Below are 17,033 nucleotides of genomic sequence, written 5' to 3'. Positions count from 1 at the left end.
GAGTGTGCATCATGAAGATTCTTGTCACAGGGGCTGCCGGTTTTATTGGATCTCATCTCTGTGAGCGCTTGCTACAAAGCCCACAAAATGAGGTGATAGGTATTGATGTATTTTTGCCATATGGTACTTCAAGATCGATTCGCGAACGAAACCTTCAAAACCTACATCACTCTAATAGATTTACATTTGTTGAAGAGGACTTATTACAAGTAGATTGGGACACCTTACTTGAGGGAATAGATATCATCTACCATCTGGCAGGTGTTCCCGGTGTAAGATCTAGCTGGGGACAGGATTTCACATTGTATGTAACCAATAATATTATTGTCACCCAACGATTATTAGAAGCAAGCGTGAAGTTTCCGATAAAAAAGTTTATATATACTTCAACCTCATCTGTGTACGGCCAAAAGGATGGAAAAGTAACCGAAACTTCCGAACCAACTCCACTCTCTCCATATGGAGTTACGAAGTTATCAGGAGAACACTTGTGTCGAGTATTTTATCAAAACGATGGGCTTCCCATCACCATCCTACGATTATTCACTGTCTATGGTCCAAGGCAGCGACCAGATATGGCCTTTCATAAATTCATTAAACAAACACTTACCAATGACACAATAGAAATCTACGGAGATGGAAAGCAAACAAGGGATTTCACTTATATCAGCGACTGTGTAGAGGCTATTGCCTCTGCTGCTACTTCGCTAGATATTGTCGGAGAAACGATAAATATCGGCGGAAAAGAAAGGGCCTCCCTTTTAACTTGCTTATCCATCCTTGAAGAAGCACTTGGCCAAAAGCTTAAGTGTAGATATACAGGATCGACTTACGGAGAGCCCGTTCATACTTGGGCTGATATTTCAAAAGCACAAAAACTATTAAATTATGATCCGAAGGTTACGTTAAAGGAAGGCCTATTAAAGGAAATTGGGGATTTAAAGGGTTTATATAATAAGCAATAATATTTTGCTGATTTTTAGTCCTTCATAAATAAGTGAAGGACTTTTTGTTCCACTTAAATTACGGTTGTCGAAACTTTTTTGTATTTCGAACAAGGAATGACAAGTTTAAACAATATGCACCCATTGAGCGTTAGGTAAGTGAATTCTATAATTAAGTTGTTGGAAAATTCTTTTAATAGGGGGATTTTAATGAAGAAGAAATGGATTGCAGGTGCTTTAACAGCAACACTTAGCGCTACTGCCTTTTTTGGTAGTTTGGGGGTAACTCAAGCTCAAGCAGTGGACAAAGACTACATAGTTATTTTTAAGTCCGATGCAAATCTTCCATCAAACTATCAAGATCTAGTAAAAAGTTCTGGTGGGAAAGTAACTAAGGCGTTACCTAAACTTGGTGCTGTAAAGGTCAACTCAGATAACCCTCACTTTCTAGCAAACATTGAAAAAAACACAGCTGTACTAGACGCTGGTATGGAAAGTACCATTTATCCTGAAGCCCCTGTAAACGAAGAAGTTCTAAAAGATGATTTCGTCTCTACTGAAGCAAATGATCTATATAACATGTATCAATGGGATATTAAGCAAGTGACAAACAATGGTACCTCTTGGAATTTGGAAGGGGGAACTGGAGAAGCAAAGGATGGAAATGATATTGTTGTAGCCGTTGTGGACACAGGAATTGATTATACTCATCCAGATATTAAAGAAAACTATGCTTATGGAAAATCTTTTGTACCAGGTATAACGAGTGCAATGGATGAGGATGGGCATGGTACTCACGTAGCAGGATCGATTGCTGGAAACGGTAGAGTACTAGGAATCGGGCCTGAATTAAAAGTTGCTGCGTACAGAGTGTTTGGGCCAACAGGAGGAGCGTATACTTCTGATATCGCCAATGCTTTAATGACAGCCGCAGATGATAATGTGGACGTCGTTAACATGTCACTTGGTGGTTACGATTGGTTCCAAAATCCAGAGTATGCAACAAAAGAGGTTGTTGCTGATGTTCGTCTCTTCAACCGTGCCATTCAATACGCGATTAAGAATGGGGTAACAGTAGTCGGATCCGCAGGGAACGCTGGCGTTGACATTTCAAGTCCTGGGAAGCTTTCTGGAGATGATAAAGGTGCAACCCATCGAAGCCCAAGCAGCCAATCATTGATTCGTGTAGCTGCTGGTGGGGAAGAAAAGAATCTTACTTTCTATTCTAACTATGGGGTTGGGAAAATTGATGTTATCGCACCAGGTGGTGACTACGGTACAGCTTGGTTAGAAACTGGTGACACGTCTTTAAGAGATCGAAATAAATTATGCCTATCAACAGTTCCAGGAGGATATGCCTTCTATGCAGGCACGTCCATGGCTGCTCCTAAAACAGCCGGCCTTGCTGGAGTCATTATTGCTAAGTATGGGAAGGACGTACTCTCCCCTGCTCAGGTCAAACATATCATTCAAACATCCGCTGATGATTGGTTCAAGCCGGGTTATGATGGCGAGTCTGGTTTTGGGGCGATAAATGCGGTTAGTGCGCTGAAGTAATACGTGAAAAAGATAAGGAGACTGATAGCGTATTATGTCAGTCTCCTTAATTATTAAAGTCGTTTAGTTTTGGAAAACTACATAAATGGGACATACAGTAACTATATCGAGGGTGACTAGTGGTACGATTGAAGGAAAATGATGATTTATGTAAATGAAATAGTAACACTAAGCGCTCTCCACAATCTCGGTTACATTTTTCCCTGCCATAATGGATTGTAAGAATTCACGTACTTCCTCTTTGGACATTCCCATATCTCTAGCCTGCTTGATTAGTTGAATCCATTCCTCGTCAAGATTCTGAATCTCTTTCATGGTTTTCCTCCTAGTTCATTCCATCTCATAGCTTTAATCATAAAGGGTAAAGGTTAAATTAAAGTTAAGAAATTGGAAAATTATAATAAAAGGAGAAAATTAAACTTTTATGGAAGAAATTTGTATCCAAACCCTCTTAATGTAATAATATACTCTGGCTTGGAAGGACTTTTTTCAATCTTTTTTCGTAGAGTACTGATATGAACGGACACTGTTTTTAAATCACCATAATGATCTTCTCCCCAAATCAAGTCATATAACTGCTCGGTACTAAATACTCTCCTAGGGTTTGAAGCTAATAAAATTAACAACTGTATTTCCTTTGCTGATAAATGAATTGGTTTTCCACCAACGGTTACTGCATATTGTACTGTATCAATATGCAGCTCTCCCCATTTAATTATATGTGTGTTCTTACGTTCAGATACTATCTGCTGGTTGCTACGACGCAAATGTGCTTTTACTCTGGCCACTAGTTCTCCTGGATCAAATGGCTTTGTGATGTAATCATCGGCACCAATCTCTAACCCTTTGATTTTTTCACTTTGTTCTCTTTTGGCACTTAAAAATATGACTGGGATCTGGATATGATTCTTTCGTAGGCTTTCACAAATTTTAAAACCATTCATACCGGGAAGTAAAATATCTAGAATCACAAGATCCGGCATGATTTCCATGATACCGGCTAGCGCCTCCTTTCCATTGGCAAATGAGATGACCTGATACTCCCGTTCAAGGTAGAGCGTCAACAAATTCCGAATATCTACTTCATCTTCAGCAATTACAACGGTTCTCATTTATTCTCCCCCGGCTCCCCAGTGTAAATAGGTAATGTAAAATAGAAAGAACTTCCCTGTGATACTAAACTTTCAGCCCATATCATCCCATGATGATAATCAATAATTTCTTTCACTATTGCCAGCCCAAGTCCCGCATTCCGATACGTATCATAGTGTTCCGCATCCGCTCGATAGAACCGGTCAAATATATAAGGTAGTGACTCAGAATCAATTCCTTTTCCATTATCATGAACACCGATTACTAAGCTCTTCCCACTGTGACTGTTCACCTTCTTCTCCAAACTCACAGCAATTTCCTCTACGTGCCCCTGTCTTTCCTTATATTTTTTATAAAAATCCTCAAATTCGATGACTTCAAGCGAAATAATCCCATTCTCTTTTGTATATTTGACTGCATTCGAAAGTAGATTTGCCATGACTTGCCTAATCCGGTTCAAATCTAAGTAGAGAATCCATTGATTTTGATTTTGTGAAAGCTTGCTATCAAGCTGAAACACAATATTTTTACTAGTGACATCCACTTCAAAGGCATTCAAAAATTGGATAAACTCGCCAACTTTACCCTTATTCATATAAAAACTTGCCTGCTTAGCTTCTAATCTTGAAAGGTCATATAGATCTTGGATTAACCTGTCAACATATAAGGTTTTCTCATATATAATTCCTAAATAATTTTGATCACACGGTTCGATGACTCCGTCCAGCATGGCTTTGACGTATCCTTGAATAGATGTCATTGGTGTACCCAAATCATGTGAGATATTGGATAATAAATGGCGCCGTGATCTTTCCATACTTAATAGCTTTTCTGTACTGATTTGCAGTTCTTCTGTTCTTTTTTGTACTCTTTCTTCGAGCTCTTCATTTAATAAAAGTGTGGCTCGTTCTGCATTTTCTTTTTCCATTTGAATGATTTTCACTCGATCAGCCAGTGCTAATGAAAGGAGAATCATTTCGATAAGTGATCCTATCAAGGAGGCATGTCTGGTATAAATATTCAGTGGCAAGATCCCTGCATCCGACAAGGAAGATATTAACCCCGTCAACAGAAAGATAAACCACGCGAAAAATAAAAAGCGTGCAGCCTTATTCCCCCGTTTCCAGCAAAGGATGGTTGTAGTCAGAACGACCGGAATAAAGAGAATAGTAGAAAGAGTAACAAGATGTAAAGCAAGAGGATAGGACAGCAATAACACACCGATAATCCCCATATTGAGTACCGAGAGCACTTGTAAAATCCTGCTCCACACCCGTGCATAATTCCGAACTTCTAGAAACTTATTAACAAATAATGCTCCTGCCAAGTTAGAGAGAGCGATCGAAAACACAATAGAGCGATTGTTCCACCATGGGAAATCCGGCCATAAAAATTGATAGGCAAATCCATTCAATGTTAATTGAGTCATGCTAACCGCAAAGATTAACAGGACATACCATAAATAGCTCCGTAAGCGTAAAGAGGAATATAAAAAGATGTTATAAGCAACCATTACAAGAGTTGCCCCATAGTAAATTCCGAATAGTAGATACTCTCTTAAGCCTTTTTCAGAAAACGCTTCTTCATCCCAGAGTACAACCGAAAGTTGTAAGGATCCTTCACTTTTTATTCTCACATAATAGGTACTTGTTTCCTTTTCAGCTAATGTTAATTCAAACGTAACATGACGATGCTTCCGGTCTCTCTCTGAGAACGGAAGTAAATCACCACCATATAAGGAAGTATACTCATTGCCAACAGTTGGTTCATATAAAGTAATCGAATCGTGAGGGGCATAAGGAAATTCTAGGATATACCTCTCCGTACGTTGTTGATTATCTATTTCAAATCGCATCCAATAAACCGATGACTTATATCCATAACTCGGAATGCCTTTATTATTAGCTTTAAACTGCTTGGATATAGTGGGGGAGGATACATCGTTAATTGTCAGCTTCCCTTCTCTATCCTCAAGTATTTCCATATTTTCATAAATATTATATTTTCCAGTTTTTTCTTGATTGATCACTATAGAAGCTTGAGCTTCATTTACGATTCCACCACATATAATAATAGCTAATAGGAAAATCATAGATGGTATTCTCTTCATTATGGAACCTCCGTTAGACTTGTTTAACCAGAAAATGTATGTCCTGATTATGTTCTATACAGATGTTCCATTTTCCTCCAACATAAAGAGCAATACCTATTTCCTATTACTCTCTTTTTTGTTGAAAACTTTTAATTGACTTTCAACCTAACTAGATTTATATTAAAAACATAAACGATACTGATAATCATTATCAATAATATTCCAGTTACGGAATAACTAATTAAAAGGAGAATACCCCATGAAAAAACTATTCTTTCCATTTTTACTTTTACTCGTTCTTGTTATTAGTGCTTGCGGAAACCAAGCTAAAGAAACAGATAACAGTTCAGAGACACCAAAGGAAGAAGAAAAGCCATCAACCATCACATACGAATCTGAATCAGGACCAATTGAAGTTCCAGCTGATCCACAAAGAGTCATCCTTCTTTCTGGTTTTACTGGAAATGTATTAGATTTAGGAGTAAATGTTGTTGGAGTTGATGTTTGGTCAAAAAATAATCCAACCTTCGCAGAAGAACTAAAAGATGTGGAAGAAGTGTCAGATGAGAACTTAGAAAAAATCATTGAATTAGAACCTGATTTAATTATCGGATTATCGAATATCAAAAACCTTGATAAATTAAATGAAATTGCTCCAACTGTAACCTACACTTGGGGGAAAGTTGATTACCTAACGCAACACATCGAAATTGGGAAACTTTTAAACAAAGAAAAAGAAGCTCAAACCTGGGTTGATGACTTTACGAAGCGTGCAGAAGCTGCAGGTGAAGAAATTCGAGCAAAAATTGGCGAGGACGCAACGGTATCTGTCATGGAAAGCTTCGGCAAAGACCTTTATGTATTTGGGGAAAACTGGGCACGTGGAACGGAAATTATCTACCAAGCGATGAAACTGAAAATGCCTGAGAAGGTAAAGGAAGTCGCTCTTGAGTCTGGATATTATGCATTATCCACAGAAGTAATCCCTGAATATACAGGCGACTATGTTATTTTAAGTAAGTACTCAGACGCAGACACATCTTTCCAAGAAACAGAAACGTATAAAAACATTCCTGCTGTTAAAAACAACCAAGTGTTTGAAATGCCTGGAGAAGGTGCTTCATTTAGTGATCCGGTTACACTTGAAAAGCAATTAGAGTTTATAAAAACTTCTTTTTTAGGAAATTAATAATAAAAAACAAAGCATCCCTTTGTAGCGGGATGCTTTGTTATCTAAAAAGGGTTTGAAATCAGATTATGAGTTTTCTTTAGGCATATAAATTCTTGACTTAAATAAATCTCCATCTACCTGAATGTCAAATCTTCCTTTTTGTATTTCAATAAGGCTTTTCGCTATCGAAAGACCTAACCCACTACCTTGACTAGATCTAGATTCATCCCCTCTTGTAAAACGCTCCATCAATTCATCTGCTGATATATTTAACTCGTAGGCTGATATATTTTTAAAAGTGATACATACTTCCTTCCCTAAATCCTCAATATCTATATACACTCTTGATCCCCTAAGTGCATATTTAAATATATTGGATAACAAATTTTCTAGAGATCTCCATAATAACTTACCATCGGCTGTGATATAGACTTTGTTTTTCGGATAGTTTAACTTAAAATCTAGATCTAAGGCTTCAATCTTTGAGTTCACTTCTCCCATTCCCTGTGTTAGTAAAGAGACGATATCTATTTGCTCAAAATGAACGGGAATACTTCCACTAGAAGCTTTTGCCGCTTCAAATAAATCATTGGTTAATACTTTTAATCTTTTTGATTTTTGATCTAATACTTCCACATATTCTTCTATCTTTGATAAGTCATTTTCCTTTTTCAATAGGTCTACATAGGTAATTATAGAAGTCAAAGGCGTTCTTATATCGTGAGATACATTGGTGATGAGTTCTGTTTTTAACCTCTCACTTTTCAGTTCACTATCTACCGCTGTTTTCAGGCCATCGGTAATGCTATTAATATTACCAGCCAGGCTTGCAAACTCACCTTTTCCATCAACAGAAATCGAATGGTGTAGATCCCCATCCTTTATTCTTTCTACCCCATCTTTTATTGCTTTAAATGCCTTCACCTTCTTCAAGGCAAACCAGGCTGCTATCCCCAAGGTTATAGGAAACATGAAAAATGTTCCCGCTACCAATAAGGGATATCCAATGACAAGTAATACCGTTTTTACACCAACATTTCCACTTGCGAATACATCTCCTACGAATGTAAAAAGCTTATAAAATATCTTATAGATGAGGCTATGCTTGAATAATGTTCTATTTTTGACATGCTTCACTAGTGATAGAAAAAGGACAAACCCAACTGCTCCAAAGGAAAGTGTTAAAGGGATAATCAATACATCGATGTTTGTTAGATTGATCTCTTCTATAAATGTAAACCAAAGCGCTGACAGAAGAATGGATACAACTAGATTAAGATCAGTATATAGTTTATCAAATGCATGTAAGTGTACCTCCTGCGCTTTAAACTTTTTTCTACCTATCACAAGTACTAAATACGAAAAGAAAACAATAAATCCTAGTAGAAAGGCTAGTAATCCATACAAACTTTTTTTAGCTATTTCCTTCTTTTCTTCCCACTGTTTAACTTTAAGATCTAAAAACTCCTCTGTATACGATACATATATAACCTGATTTTCCGGATTTAATTGTTGAATACTTTCTGTCATCCGGTATAGATGTTCATTGTTTGTCACTTCTTTTGGATACAACTCTTGTTTATATCCCTCAAAAATCATATAGGATGGATGTGTTTGGAACTGTTGTTTTTCCTTTAAAGTAGTGTTTGTGTATACATTTACACTGTCACTTCCGTAATACAATGGGCCATCATACGCTTTTAATTCTTGCAAAATGATATGAAAATCTCTTAAGTCACTTTTAATTGTCTCATCCCTTGCCTGGGAGATTTGATCTGCATATTCCTCTTGGAACCTTGCATAGTTGACTTCTTCACTTTGTTCTGGATTGTAGCTTCTAGAGAATGCTTGGAAATCAGAGTATAATGATTCTTCAATACCCCTCATTTCTTCTTCACTAAGTGTCCCACCTTTTAAAATATGTTCTTCACTCTTATATTCTTCTATTAATATGGAAAGCTTACTGATTATCTCTTCACTTTCTTGTACATATGACAAGCTGTGAAAATAATCCTCTTCAAAAACCGCTCCAAAATTTCCACCATTTTCAATTTCCACAACCACAATGTTATAAATAACCCCCGTAAAACAGACGATTACTAAGACAAACATAATGATTTTCGTGATTAGTAAGTGGCTAAATTTTTTCAACTTTATATCCAACTCCCCACACCACCTTCAAATATTTAGGCTCTTTTGTATTGATCTCGATCTTCTCTCTAATCTTTCTTATATGAACGGTTACTGTATTTTCTGGACTAAAAGCCGTTTCGTTCCATACCTTCTCATAGATTTCCTCTATGGAAAAAACCCTTCCAGCATTAGCCGTTAGAAGTTTTAAAATTTTGTATTGCACAGGTGTAAGATGTACCTCTTCTCCATCGACAGTAATCAATTTCCTTTCATCATCGATCATCAGACCACCTGTTTGATAGACATTGCTCCTCGTTTCAAGACTTCCAAAGGTGGTATATCTTCTCAACTGGGATTTCACCCTAGCGATTAACTCCAAAGGATTGAAGGGCTTGGTTATGTAATCATCCGCTCCAATATTCAATCCTAGTATCTTGTCGTAGTCCTCAGATTTTGCTGAAAGCATAATCAAGGGTATTTTATTCTCTTCCCTAATCTTCATAGTAGCGGTAATTCCATCCATCTTAGGCATCATAATATCCATGATAATCAGATGGATTTCATCATTCTCAACCATTTCTATCGCTTCTTCACCATTAAATGCCTTACATACTTGGTAGCCTTCATTTTCTAAATAGATTCCAATTGCATCTACAATCGATTTGTCATCGTCACAAACCAATATGTTCATGAGCATTCACTCCTATATATAAGTTCAAACTATTATACCCCCCATGGATCTTTAATCTAGACTAATCATACCCTTAAAATATTAATAAACACTTAATGCAAATCTTAAGATTTTCTTAGTGTTAAAAAAAAGCCTACCCTAAAGTTGACTTTTGAACATGGTCTTATTCTAGTATGTTTTTGGTAGGATAGAAAAAGCGAGCAGGAATTGCTTTGCATCCAAAAACAAAAAACCAAATCATATGTGATTTGGTCTGATATAAGTGGTATTTATTATGATTCTCAAAAAATAGAACTACTTCAACTTTCTTGAGTCGGCTTTTTATTTGTAGAATTTCTATTTTAAAGTACGTTTCAGGAATTCCCTCGTACGATTTTGTGTTGGATTATTGAAAATTTGCTCTGGGCTTCCTTCTTCTGCAATAACTCCCTTGTCCATAAATACGACTCGGTCTGATACTTCCCTTGCAAATTCCATTTCATGCGTGACGATTAACATTGTAAGACCAGATTCAGCAAGTTCCTTCATGACCTTTAGAACTTCTCCTACCATTTCAGGATCAAGAGCCGAGGTTGGTTCATCAAATAACATAACATCCGGATCCATAGAAAGTGCTCTAGCAATCGCTACCCGCTGTTTTTGACCGCCGGACAATTGCTTGGGCTTTGCGTTAATATACTTATCCATTCCAACAACCTTCAAATATTTCATCGCTACTTTTTCGGCTTCTTCCTTGGTGCGTTTTAATACCTTCACTTGTCCAACTACACAGTTAGTAAGAACATTGTGATTGTTAAAAAGGTTAAATTGTTGGAACACCATGCCTAAATGCTTCCGATAGTCCACTACATCATGCTTATCATCCAATATATTTTCACCATGATAAATAATTTTCCCGCCACTTGGTTTTTCTAAAAGATTAATACAACGAAGAAGAGTTGACTTTCCAGAACCCGAGGAGCCAATAATCGTAACAACTTCTCCTTTATTTACCGAAAAATTAATATCCTTTAATACTTCATGGGCTCCAAAGGACTTGTTTAAGTGTTGTATATCAATAATCTTTTCCATCGTCTCTCCTCCTTTCTATTTATTATTGATTGAGTTCTGTTGTAGTTGTGTTCCCTATAACCGTATAGCTTTCAGAGCCATCTAATTTCTTTTCAATATATAACAAGATTCTTGTGACAATAAAGGTCATCACGAAGTAAAGCATACATGCGACAAAGAAGGACTCAAAATATCTAAAATTATTTCCTGAGATTGATTTGGTAACGAAAAATAATTCTGTCACCGAAATAACATTCAGTACGGATGTATCCTTAATATTAATAACAAATTGATTTCCCGTTGCAGGTAAAATATTTCGAATCACCTGTGGCAATACTACATTCCACATCGTTTGTAGATGATTCATCCCTATTGCTTGAGCTGCTTCAAACTGTCCTTTTTCAATTGAAACAATTCCACCACGGACAATTTCCGCCATATAGGCACCCGTATTGATGGATACAATAAAAATAGCTGCCACAAACACATTCATATCTATGCCAAATGCTAACGCTGATCCATAGAAAATAACCATCGCTTGTACAATCATCGGTGTTCCGCGGAAAAACTCAATATAGATAGAAAGAATGAAGTTAATCAGTTTTAATAGTATCTTTTTTGCTCCACGTTCAGGTGCGGGAATTGTTCGTATAACCCCTGCCAATAATCCAATGGCCGCTCCAAAAATCGTACCAATCAGAGAGATCAAAAGGGTTAAACCAGCACCGCGTAGGAGCATTGGCCAGTTTTCTGAGATGATTTTAATAATCCACTCAATACTCATCTTTTTTCCTCCTTACCGTATAAAACCGACTGTATGCTTTCATACAGCCGGTTCCTGAATTCTATTTTGCTGCTGGCTGATTCTTGATAGCATTATCCATAATGCTTGTACGTTCTTCCTCTGAAATACCTGCTAGGATTTCATTGATTTTCTCTGTATAGTCACTACCCTTTTTCAGCCCTACAGCGATGGCTGTATCATCCTCTGATGTTTCAAATCCATCTTCAAATTCAACCATCACATAGTTTTCATTTGCAGCTGATGCACTAACTCCCTCTGGACGTTCTGAAACGTAACCATCAATGATTCCTGATTCAAGCGCTACCCTCATCGCTGGGAAGTTGTCCATTGCTGTCTTCTTGTTCACACCTTCAATTTGATCAATCACATTGTAGTGGAACGTATTTAATTGAGCTGTAATCTTCGCACCTTTGAAATCTTCAAGAGAAGTAGCCCCTTCATACTTGCTGCCTTTTTTCACAACCATTACTAAATTTGATTTATAGTAGTTTTCCGTAAAATCTATCGTTTCTTTACGTTCACCTGTTGGTGACATACCAGCGATGATTGCGTCAATTTTTCCTGATGTTAAAGCTGGTACGAGACCATCCCACTCAGTTTTCACAATCACTAATTCTTTTCCTAAACCTTCAGCCACTTTTTTTGCAATTTCCACATCATATCCACCTGCGTATTCTGCAGAACCGTCTATTTTAACCCCACCGTTAGAATCGTCGTTTTGAGTCCAGTTAAATGGAGCGTACCCCGCTTCAAGACCAACCTTAAATGTGTTATCTTTTGATGAACCAGAGTCAGAGCCATTGCTTGACCCACAACCTGCTAATAGAACTAACGATGAAACCAATAAAACTATTAATAATGAAAACTTGTTTCTCATGATGTATCTCCTCCTATTTTCTACAAAATACAACAAAAAACGACCTGAGATATACTCAGGTCGCACTATGCATAGTTACCTTAAGTCCTCTCTTTTATCCCATGATGAGATAGCACAACTCAATAAACTTGTGTTTATTGAGACAGTCCTGCAGCTCTTAACTACAGACCCAGCATGTAATATTGAGGTATTACACACTTCGGCGACATTTCCTTCTCCTTAGCATCACTGCTTCTCAAACTCCACTAAAGACTGTTAAATATCGCGCCTCTACCTCACTATAAAAGTGAGGTCTTATTAAATTATTCTTAAATAATACATTAGTATATTTACTCCGTCAACCCGTTTTTGAAACCAATTCTATTAAAATACTATATCAACATGTTATATGTGAAAAAAATGTAGATTGTTTAATATCAAAAATAGTAAGTTACCTATCCAATGACCTTGGTACATTACGATGGATGAGACTGCGGAAAGAACCCTCTAGCATCCCTGTGCCCAAAATAACTCCCAGTACGATTAGCATAAAGCCAATTAACTGTTCAAGCACAATCTTTTCTCCTAGGAACAGAGCAGAGCCAAGCAACGAAAAGAACGGGGTAAGATTAATAAAAATTGCAGTTGAGCCAGCACCTAATTGTTGAATGGCATAATTATAAAGCATATGACCAAGTCCCGTTGCAAAAACAGCAGAAGCTAGTAAAACTAACCAAACATACACTGGCTGATGAAAATCACTTGCTTCCACCGGTTCTATCCAAAAACTTAATCCGAACATCATGGAAGACCCAAATATCAGCATGATCCCCGTCATTTGTCTTGAATCAAGATTAGTAGTTAACTTTTTGATCACGATAAAACTAATCGCTTGCGTGATCACCGCACCAAATATAAATAAATCACCTAATGAAAATCCAGAAACGGGTCCATTTCCTTTTAAAATAATAAAATAAACTCCACTTAGTGCAGCCAATATACCAAGACACTTAACAACCGTTAATGTCTCTTTCAGAAAAATCATGGCAAAAATAGAAGTAAAAAGTGGTACCAAGCCTAGAATTAAACCTGTATTTGAACCGGTAGTAAGAGTTAATCCGAGTGCCAAGAATAGATGGTGACCAAATACTCCAAACAAGGCAGCAACAAATATTCCGAGTACATTTTTCCTAGAAATCCTCTCAAATTTCTTTGACATAATAAGGACAACTATTACCACCAAACCTGCCAAAAACACCCTGATACCCTGAATAAAAACAGGTGGAAAATACGTAACTAAAATTTTAATGGCCGAGACATTGAATCCCCAAATCACCATTAGTAAAAATAACAAACTGTATAATAACCCTCTAGACAAACATAGCCCTTCCTTCTGATACATTTCCTTACTCTTAAGAACACTCATACAAGGTTACTGTATATTTAGATCATCTGTAAATAGGTTATGTTACATTTGTGATTAATATATTTCCCAAGTTTAAAAGCAAAAGAGCAATCCTTCAACAGGTTGCTCCAAATTTCGTATATTCTACCTAAAAAGCCTATCCTCTATGTCTAATCGCTAACCCTTTCAAGAAATTCCTAGCATATCGATCTCCACAGAACTTATAATTTTTATGGCCAACTTTTCTTAATAACGCGCTTAATTCTCCTTTGGTGATGCTTACTCCCGCATCCTCTAAGATTTCAATCATATCCTCACTTGTTAATGACAAAGCGATTTTAAGCTTTTTTAGAAGGAGATTATTCGAGCTTTCTTTTAGGGATGGAGCTTGTCTTTCAGGTTGGCCTGGTTTTGGTTCTTGTTTTCCTCTTTTAAAAATAATAAAACCGTTTAAAAAGGCATCAAACATTTGGTCATCACAGATGATCACATCTTCATTATCCTCTTCTTCATCGTTAATTTTCGTAAGGATCTTTAGTACGTCTTCTTTTGTTACTTCAACTCCACCAAGTTTAAAAATTTCTACCATATCTACATTCTTAATATCTAAAGCATATCTTAATCTGATTAATATATCGTTATTATTCACTAATCGATCCCCCTAAAGATTGTTTACCTTTCCTACTATAGCACTTGTCATTACAAAAATTAAATGACCCCTGAATAAAGGAGTCATTCATTTTTATTCAGACTTATTAGACTGTGGATAACTTATTTTTTTAAATTTTTACACGTTATTTATCCCAATTTTATACTCAATGTGAATAAACTTGTGGATATTGTCTGACTTATCCAAAAAAACTGGCACTTATCCTTTTAAAATCAAACTAGTAACACTTTCAATGTGACTTGTTTGTGGGAACATATCCACAGGTTGTATATAACCAACCTTATATTTAGAAACCAACACGGAGATATCCTTTGCAAGTGTGGATGGATTACATGAAACATACACAATTTTCTTTGGCTTAACCTTTAAAATTGTGTTTAATAACTGTTGATCCAATCCTGTTCTTGGTGGATCCACTACAAGCACATCCGGTTTCCATCCTTCTTTCGCCCATTTCGGTAGAACTTGTTCCGCTTTACCGACAACATAAGTAGCGTGACTAATTCCATGTCTCTCCGCATTTTTTTCTGCATCTTCAATCGAATCTGAAATAACGTCCATTCCACGGATTTCTTCTGCTCCATCTGCCAACCAGAGACCGATTGTCCCCACTCCACAGTAGGCATCCACAACCTTTTCCACACCTGTTAGTCCTGCTGCCTCTTTTACCTCATTATATAGGTTTACGGTTTGCTCAGGATTTAACTGGAAGAACGTTCTAGCTGATAGTTCAAATTCCAGTTCCCCTAGAGTTTCCTGGATGAACTCTCTTCCCTCTAATAATCTCGTTTCATCACCAAAGATTAGAGATGTTTTCTGACCATTAACATTTTGCACAATGGATGTTACTTCTGGCAAAGCTTGCTTAATACGAGCAACGATTTCATCCTTATGTGGAAGCTCTCGTTGACTTGTGATTAATACAATTTGGAGTTCCTCTGTTTTTACACCAATTCTAGCCACAATGGTACGTACGATACCTTTACGAGTTTTCTCATTATATACAGACACTTTAAGGTCTTGTAAAATCTTCTTCACGGCTGATGTTGCCTTGTTTGTAGCAGAATGCTGTACCGCACAGTGTTGAATATCAACGAGTTTGTGTGAGTTGATGCCATATAATCCCGCTAGTAACTTGCCGTCACTTTGCCCCACCTGGAACTGGCTTTTGTTTCGGTAGTTCCATGGGTTGTCCATACCAAGTGTGTCACGGATATCTAACTTTTCTACATTTAGCTTTGTATGACGCTCAAGTGATTGCTTTACTATGTCCTTTTTTTCCACAAGCTGCTGACGATAATCAAGATGCTGAAGCTGACAGCCTCCACACTCTTCGTACACAGGACATGGAGGTGCGACACGATGCTCTGATTTTTTTCGGATCTTTTTAATGCGCGCCTCAGCGAATTTCGGTTGAACTTTTGTTGCTTCTACAACTACCTCTTCACCTGGTAGCGCACCTGGTACGAAGACGACTTGCTTTTTAAAGTAGCCGACTCCCTCCCCATTAATTCCGAGTCTCTTAATGGTTAGTGGAAAGGTTTGTTTTTCAGTTATTCTTACGGATTGCTCCTGTTTCATTTTTGTTCACTCCATCTATTATTCGATACTTCTCCACAAGTAAAGAGAAGCGTAGCTCGCGTATGGCTCCCAGCTTTGCTTATAGCCTTCCATTTCTTCCTTTGTTGGCTTTCGGTCCATATTATATAGCTTTTTTAGAGCATTTTGTAAACCAATATCAGCTATTGGAAAAAGATTGGGTCGTCCAAGTCCAAACACAAGGAAGTTTTGTACTGTCCATGGACCAATACCCTTTATTTTGACGAGCTCTTCCATAATCTCATCATCTGTCTTTTCGTGCAACTTATGCAGCTCTAATTTCCCCTCTACAATGGCTTGTGCCACACCTATCACATACTCTGCTTTACGGCCACTAAATTGAAGCTCGCGTAGCTCCTCAATTTTCACACGGGCCAATCTTTCTGGATCCGGATAAAAATACACTCCATTTACCTCGGTTCCAAAGGTCGTTACGAATCGCTGAGTTAGTGTGTGGGCGAACTTCAGGTTGAGCTGCTGATGAACGATGCATTTTAACAAGCAGTTGTAAGGATCAAAGTCTAGAACGAGGGGGGTCCCCATATGCTCTTTAAAAATAGGAGCTAAGTCCGTATGACGAAAATGTGCGTGAATGTCATTCAATGGTTGAACCCATTGGAAGATTTCACGTAAACGAAAGACAACCGCCTGGTTTGTCTTTCCACTCACTTCAAATGCAGGCTCTTCGATTGTACCTGTTGATGTTACCTTTACTACATACTTGTCTCCGTCGACGATGAGAGGAACTTGAACCGAACGTTCCTGTTGATCAATCTGATTGAGCGGATCCAATGCGAGTCTGGATAGCACTTGCTCAAAGTTATAAGGTCCTTTGATACTTATTCTCTCCATAGTTTGTCCCGTCCCCGTGGTTTTTCTGTAAGTATATCATTTTTATATGTATGAAAGAAAAACAGAACCCATAAAGAAAGAGAGTAGTCATGTGACTACTCTCTTTGCAGGTGCCT

15 protein-coding genes and 1 riboswitch are annotated in these 17,033 nt (G+C 37.4%); of the genes, 3 read left to right on the top strand and 12 right to left on the bottom strand.

Annotation, left to right across the window (positions count from 1 at the left end; genetic code table 11):
• The first annotated feature begins 11 nt into the window (after window positions 1-11).
• A complete protein-coding gene (locus BKO01S_RS12295; protein WP_066054146.1) occupies window positions 12-965 on the top strand; it encodes an NAD-dependent epimerase/dehydratase family protein in 954 nt (317 codons plus the stop codon).
• Between the two features lie 189 nt (window positions 966-1,154).
• Window positions 1,155-2,501 (top strand): S8 family serine peptidase, encoded by a 1,347-nt coding sequence (locus BKO01S_RS12290; protein ID WP_232311227.1) that lies wholly within the window; start codon window positions 1,155-1,157, stop codon window positions 2,499-2,501.
• Window positions 2,502-2,669: 168 nt separating this feature from the next.
• Here BKO01S_RS12290 and BKO01S_RS23935 read toward each other — a convergent pair whose 3' ends face one another.
• From BKO01S_RS23935 to BKO01S_RS12280, 3 genes are all read right to left on the bottom strand, one after another.
• The gene (locus tag BKO01S_RS23935) at window positions 2,670-2,816 is read right to left on the bottom strand and encodes an anti-repressor SinI family protein (RefSeq protein WP_084362059.1); all 147 of its coding nucleotides are present in this window, start codon (window positions 2,814-2,816) and stop codon (window positions 2,670-2,672) included.
• A 107-nt stretch (window positions 2,817-2,923) separates the two neighbouring features.
• The gene (locus BKO01S_RS12285; protein WP_066054143.1) at window positions 2,924-3,613 is read right to left on the bottom strand and encodes a response regulator transcription factor; all 690 of its coding nucleotides are present in this window, start codon (window positions 3,611-3,613) and stop codon (window positions 2,924-2,926) included.
• Window positions 3,610-5,703 (bottom strand): 7TM diverse intracellular signaling domain-containing protein, encoded by a 2,094-nt coding sequence (locus tag BKO01S_RS12280; RefSeq protein ID WP_066054140.1) that lies wholly within the window; start codon window positions 5,701-5,703, stop codon window positions 3,610-3,612. Before BKO01S_RS12280 ends, BKO01S_RS12285 begins: the two co-directional genes overlap by 4 nt.
• Before the next feature lie 241 nt (window positions 5,704-5,944).
• Here BKO01S_RS12280 and BKO01S_RS12275 point away from each other — a divergent pair, with 241 nt between their 5' ends.
• Window positions 5,945-6,874 (top strand): iron-hydroxamate ABC transporter substrate-binding protein, encoded by a 930-nt coding sequence (locus BKO01S_RS12275; RefSeq protein WP_066054138.1) that lies wholly within the window; start codon window positions 5,945-5,947, stop codon window positions 6,872-6,874.
• 66 nt (window positions 6,875-6,940) lie between these two features.
• Here the strand turns inward: BKO01S_RS12275 and BKO01S_RS12270 are convergent, their stop codons facing one another.
• The 9 genes from BKO01S_RS12270 to BKO01S_RS12230 all read right to left on the bottom strand — a co-directional run bounded on the left by BKO01S_RS12270 (window position 6,941) and on the right by BKO01S_RS12230 (window position 16,917).
• Window positions 6,941-9,007 (bottom strand): HAMP domain-containing sensor histidine kinase, encoded by a 2,067-nt coding sequence (locus BKO01S_RS12270; RefSeq protein WP_232311226.1) that lies wholly within the window; start codon window positions 9,005-9,007, stop codon window positions 6,941-6,943.
• Complete coding sequence (locus BKO01S_RS12265; protein ID WP_066054134.1) at window positions 8,994-9,680, bottom strand: response regulator transcription factor; 687 nt, start codon at window positions 9,678-9,680, stop codon at window positions 8,994-8,996. The genes BKO01S_RS12270 and BKO01S_RS12265 overlap by 14 nt, the downstream gene beginning before the upstream one ends.
• Before the next feature lie 336 nt (window positions 9,681-10,016).
• The gene (locus BKO01S_RS12260; protein ID WP_066054132.1) at window positions 10,017-10,751 is read right to left on the bottom strand and encodes an amino acid ABC transporter ATP-binding protein; all 735 of its coding nucleotides are present in this window, start codon (window positions 10,749-10,751) and stop codon (window positions 10,017-10,019) included.
• Between the two features lie 22 nt (window positions 10,752-10,773).
• On the bottom strand, window positions 10,774-11,514 hold the full coding sequence (locus BKO01S_RS12255; protein ID WP_066054128.1) for an amino acid ABC transporter permease: 741 nt from the start codon (window positions 11,512-11,514) through the stop codon (window positions 10,774-10,776).
• Between the two features lie 61 nt (window positions 11,515-11,575).
• Window positions 11,576-12,412, bottom strand: a complete 837-nt coding sequence (locus BKO01S_RS12250) for a transporter substrate-binding domain-containing protein (RefSeq protein WP_066054123.1) — start codon at window positions 12,410-12,412, stop codon at window positions 11,576-11,578.
• Between the two features lie 102 nt (window positions 12,413-12,514).
• Window positions 12,515-12,693: riboswitch (Lysine riboswitch) on the bottom strand.
• A 149-nt stretch (window positions 12,694-12,842) separates the two neighbouring features.
• Window positions 12,843-13,769: a DMT family transporter gene (locus BKO01S_RS12245; RefSeq protein WP_066054118.1), complete on the bottom strand. Its 927-nt coding sequence runs from the start codon at window positions 13,767-13,769 to the stop codon at window positions 12,843-12,845.
• 184 nt (window positions 13,770-13,953) lie between these two features.
• The gene (locus tag BKO01S_RS12240; RefSeq protein ID WP_066054115.1) at window positions 13,954-14,445 is read right to left on the bottom strand and encodes a YehS family protein; all 492 of its coding nucleotides are present in this window, start codon (window positions 14,443-14,445) and stop codon (window positions 13,954-13,956) included.
• Window positions 14,446-14,664: 219 nt separating this feature from the next.
• A complete protein-coding gene (gene rlmD, locus BKO01S_RS12235) occupies window positions 14,665-16,047 on the bottom strand; it encodes a 23S rRNA (uracil(1939)-C(5))-methyltransferase RlmD (RefSeq protein ID WP_066054112.1) in 1,383 nt (460 codons plus the stop codon).
• 18 nt (window positions 16,048-16,065) lie between these two features.
• The gene (locus BKO01S_RS12230) at window positions 16,066-16,917 is read right to left on the bottom strand and encodes a DNA-3-methyladenine glycosylase family protein (protein WP_066054109.1); all 852 of its coding nucleotides are present in this window, start codon (window positions 16,915-16,917) and stop codon (window positions 16,066-16,068) included.
• Window positions 16,918-17,033: the final 116 nt, after the last annotated feature.

It is taken from the genome of Robertmurraya korlensis NBRC 107688 (genome assembly GCF_001591645.1).
In the GTDB taxonomy this organism is placed as follows: Bacteria; Bacillota; Bacilli; order Bacillales; family Cytobacillaceae; genus Robertmurraya_A.
The sequence above is the reverse complement of the archived record's forward strand: the minus strand, read 5'-3'. Positions and strand labels throughout refer to the sequence as shown.

Excerpts from the sequence above, each read along its gene's own strand:
- BKO01S_RS12260 (WP_066054132.1), bottom strand. The coding sequence starts at position 10,751 with ATGGAAAAGATTATTGATATACAACACTTAAACAAGTCCTTTGGAGCC.
- BKO01S_RS12280 (WP_066054140.1), bottom strand. The coding sequence starts at position 5,703 with ATGAAGAGAATACCATCTATGATTTTCCTATTAGCTATTATTATATGT.
- BKO01S_RS12230 (WP_066054109.1), bottom strand. The coding sequence starts at position 16,917 with ATGGAGAGAATAAGTATCAAAGGACCTTATAACTTTGAGCAAGTGCTA.
- BKO01S_RS12275 (WP_066054138.1), top strand. The coding sequence starts at position 5,945 with ATGAAAAAACTATTCTTTCCATTTTTACTTTTACTCGTTCTTGTTATT.
- BKO01S_RS12265 (WP_066054134.1), bottom strand. The coding sequence starts at position 9,680 with ATGAACATATTGGTTTGTGACGATGACAAATCGATTGTAGATGCAATT.
- BKO01S_RS12255 (WP_066054128.1), bottom strand. The coding sequence starts at position 11,514 with ATGAGTATTGAGTGGATTATTAAAATCATCTCAGAAAACTGGCCAATG.
- rlmD (WP_066054112.1), bottom strand. The coding sequence starts at position 16,047 with ATGAAACAGGAGCAATCCGTAAGAATAACTGAAAAACAAACCTTTCCA.
- BKO01S_RS23935 (WP_084362059.1), bottom strand. The coding sequence starts at position 2,816 with ATGAAAGAGATTCAGAATCTTGACGAGGAATGGATTCAACTAATCAAG.
- BKO01S_RS12285 (WP_066054143.1), bottom strand. The coding sequence starts at position 3,613 with ATGAGAACCGTTGTAATTGCTGAAGATGAAGTAGATATTCGGAATTTG.
- BKO01S_RS12295 (WP_066054146.1), top strand. The coding sequence starts at position 12 with ATGAAGATTCTTGTCACAGGGGCTGCCGGTTTTATTGGATCTCATCTC.
- BKO01S_RS12290 (WP_232311227.1), top strand. The coding sequence starts at position 1,155 with ATGAAGAAGAAATGGATTGCAGGTGCTTTAACAGCAACACTTAGCGCT.
- BKO01S_RS12250 (WP_066054123.1), bottom strand. The coding sequence starts at position 12,412 with ATGAGAAACAAGTTTTCATTATTAATAGTTTTATTGGTTTCATCGTTA.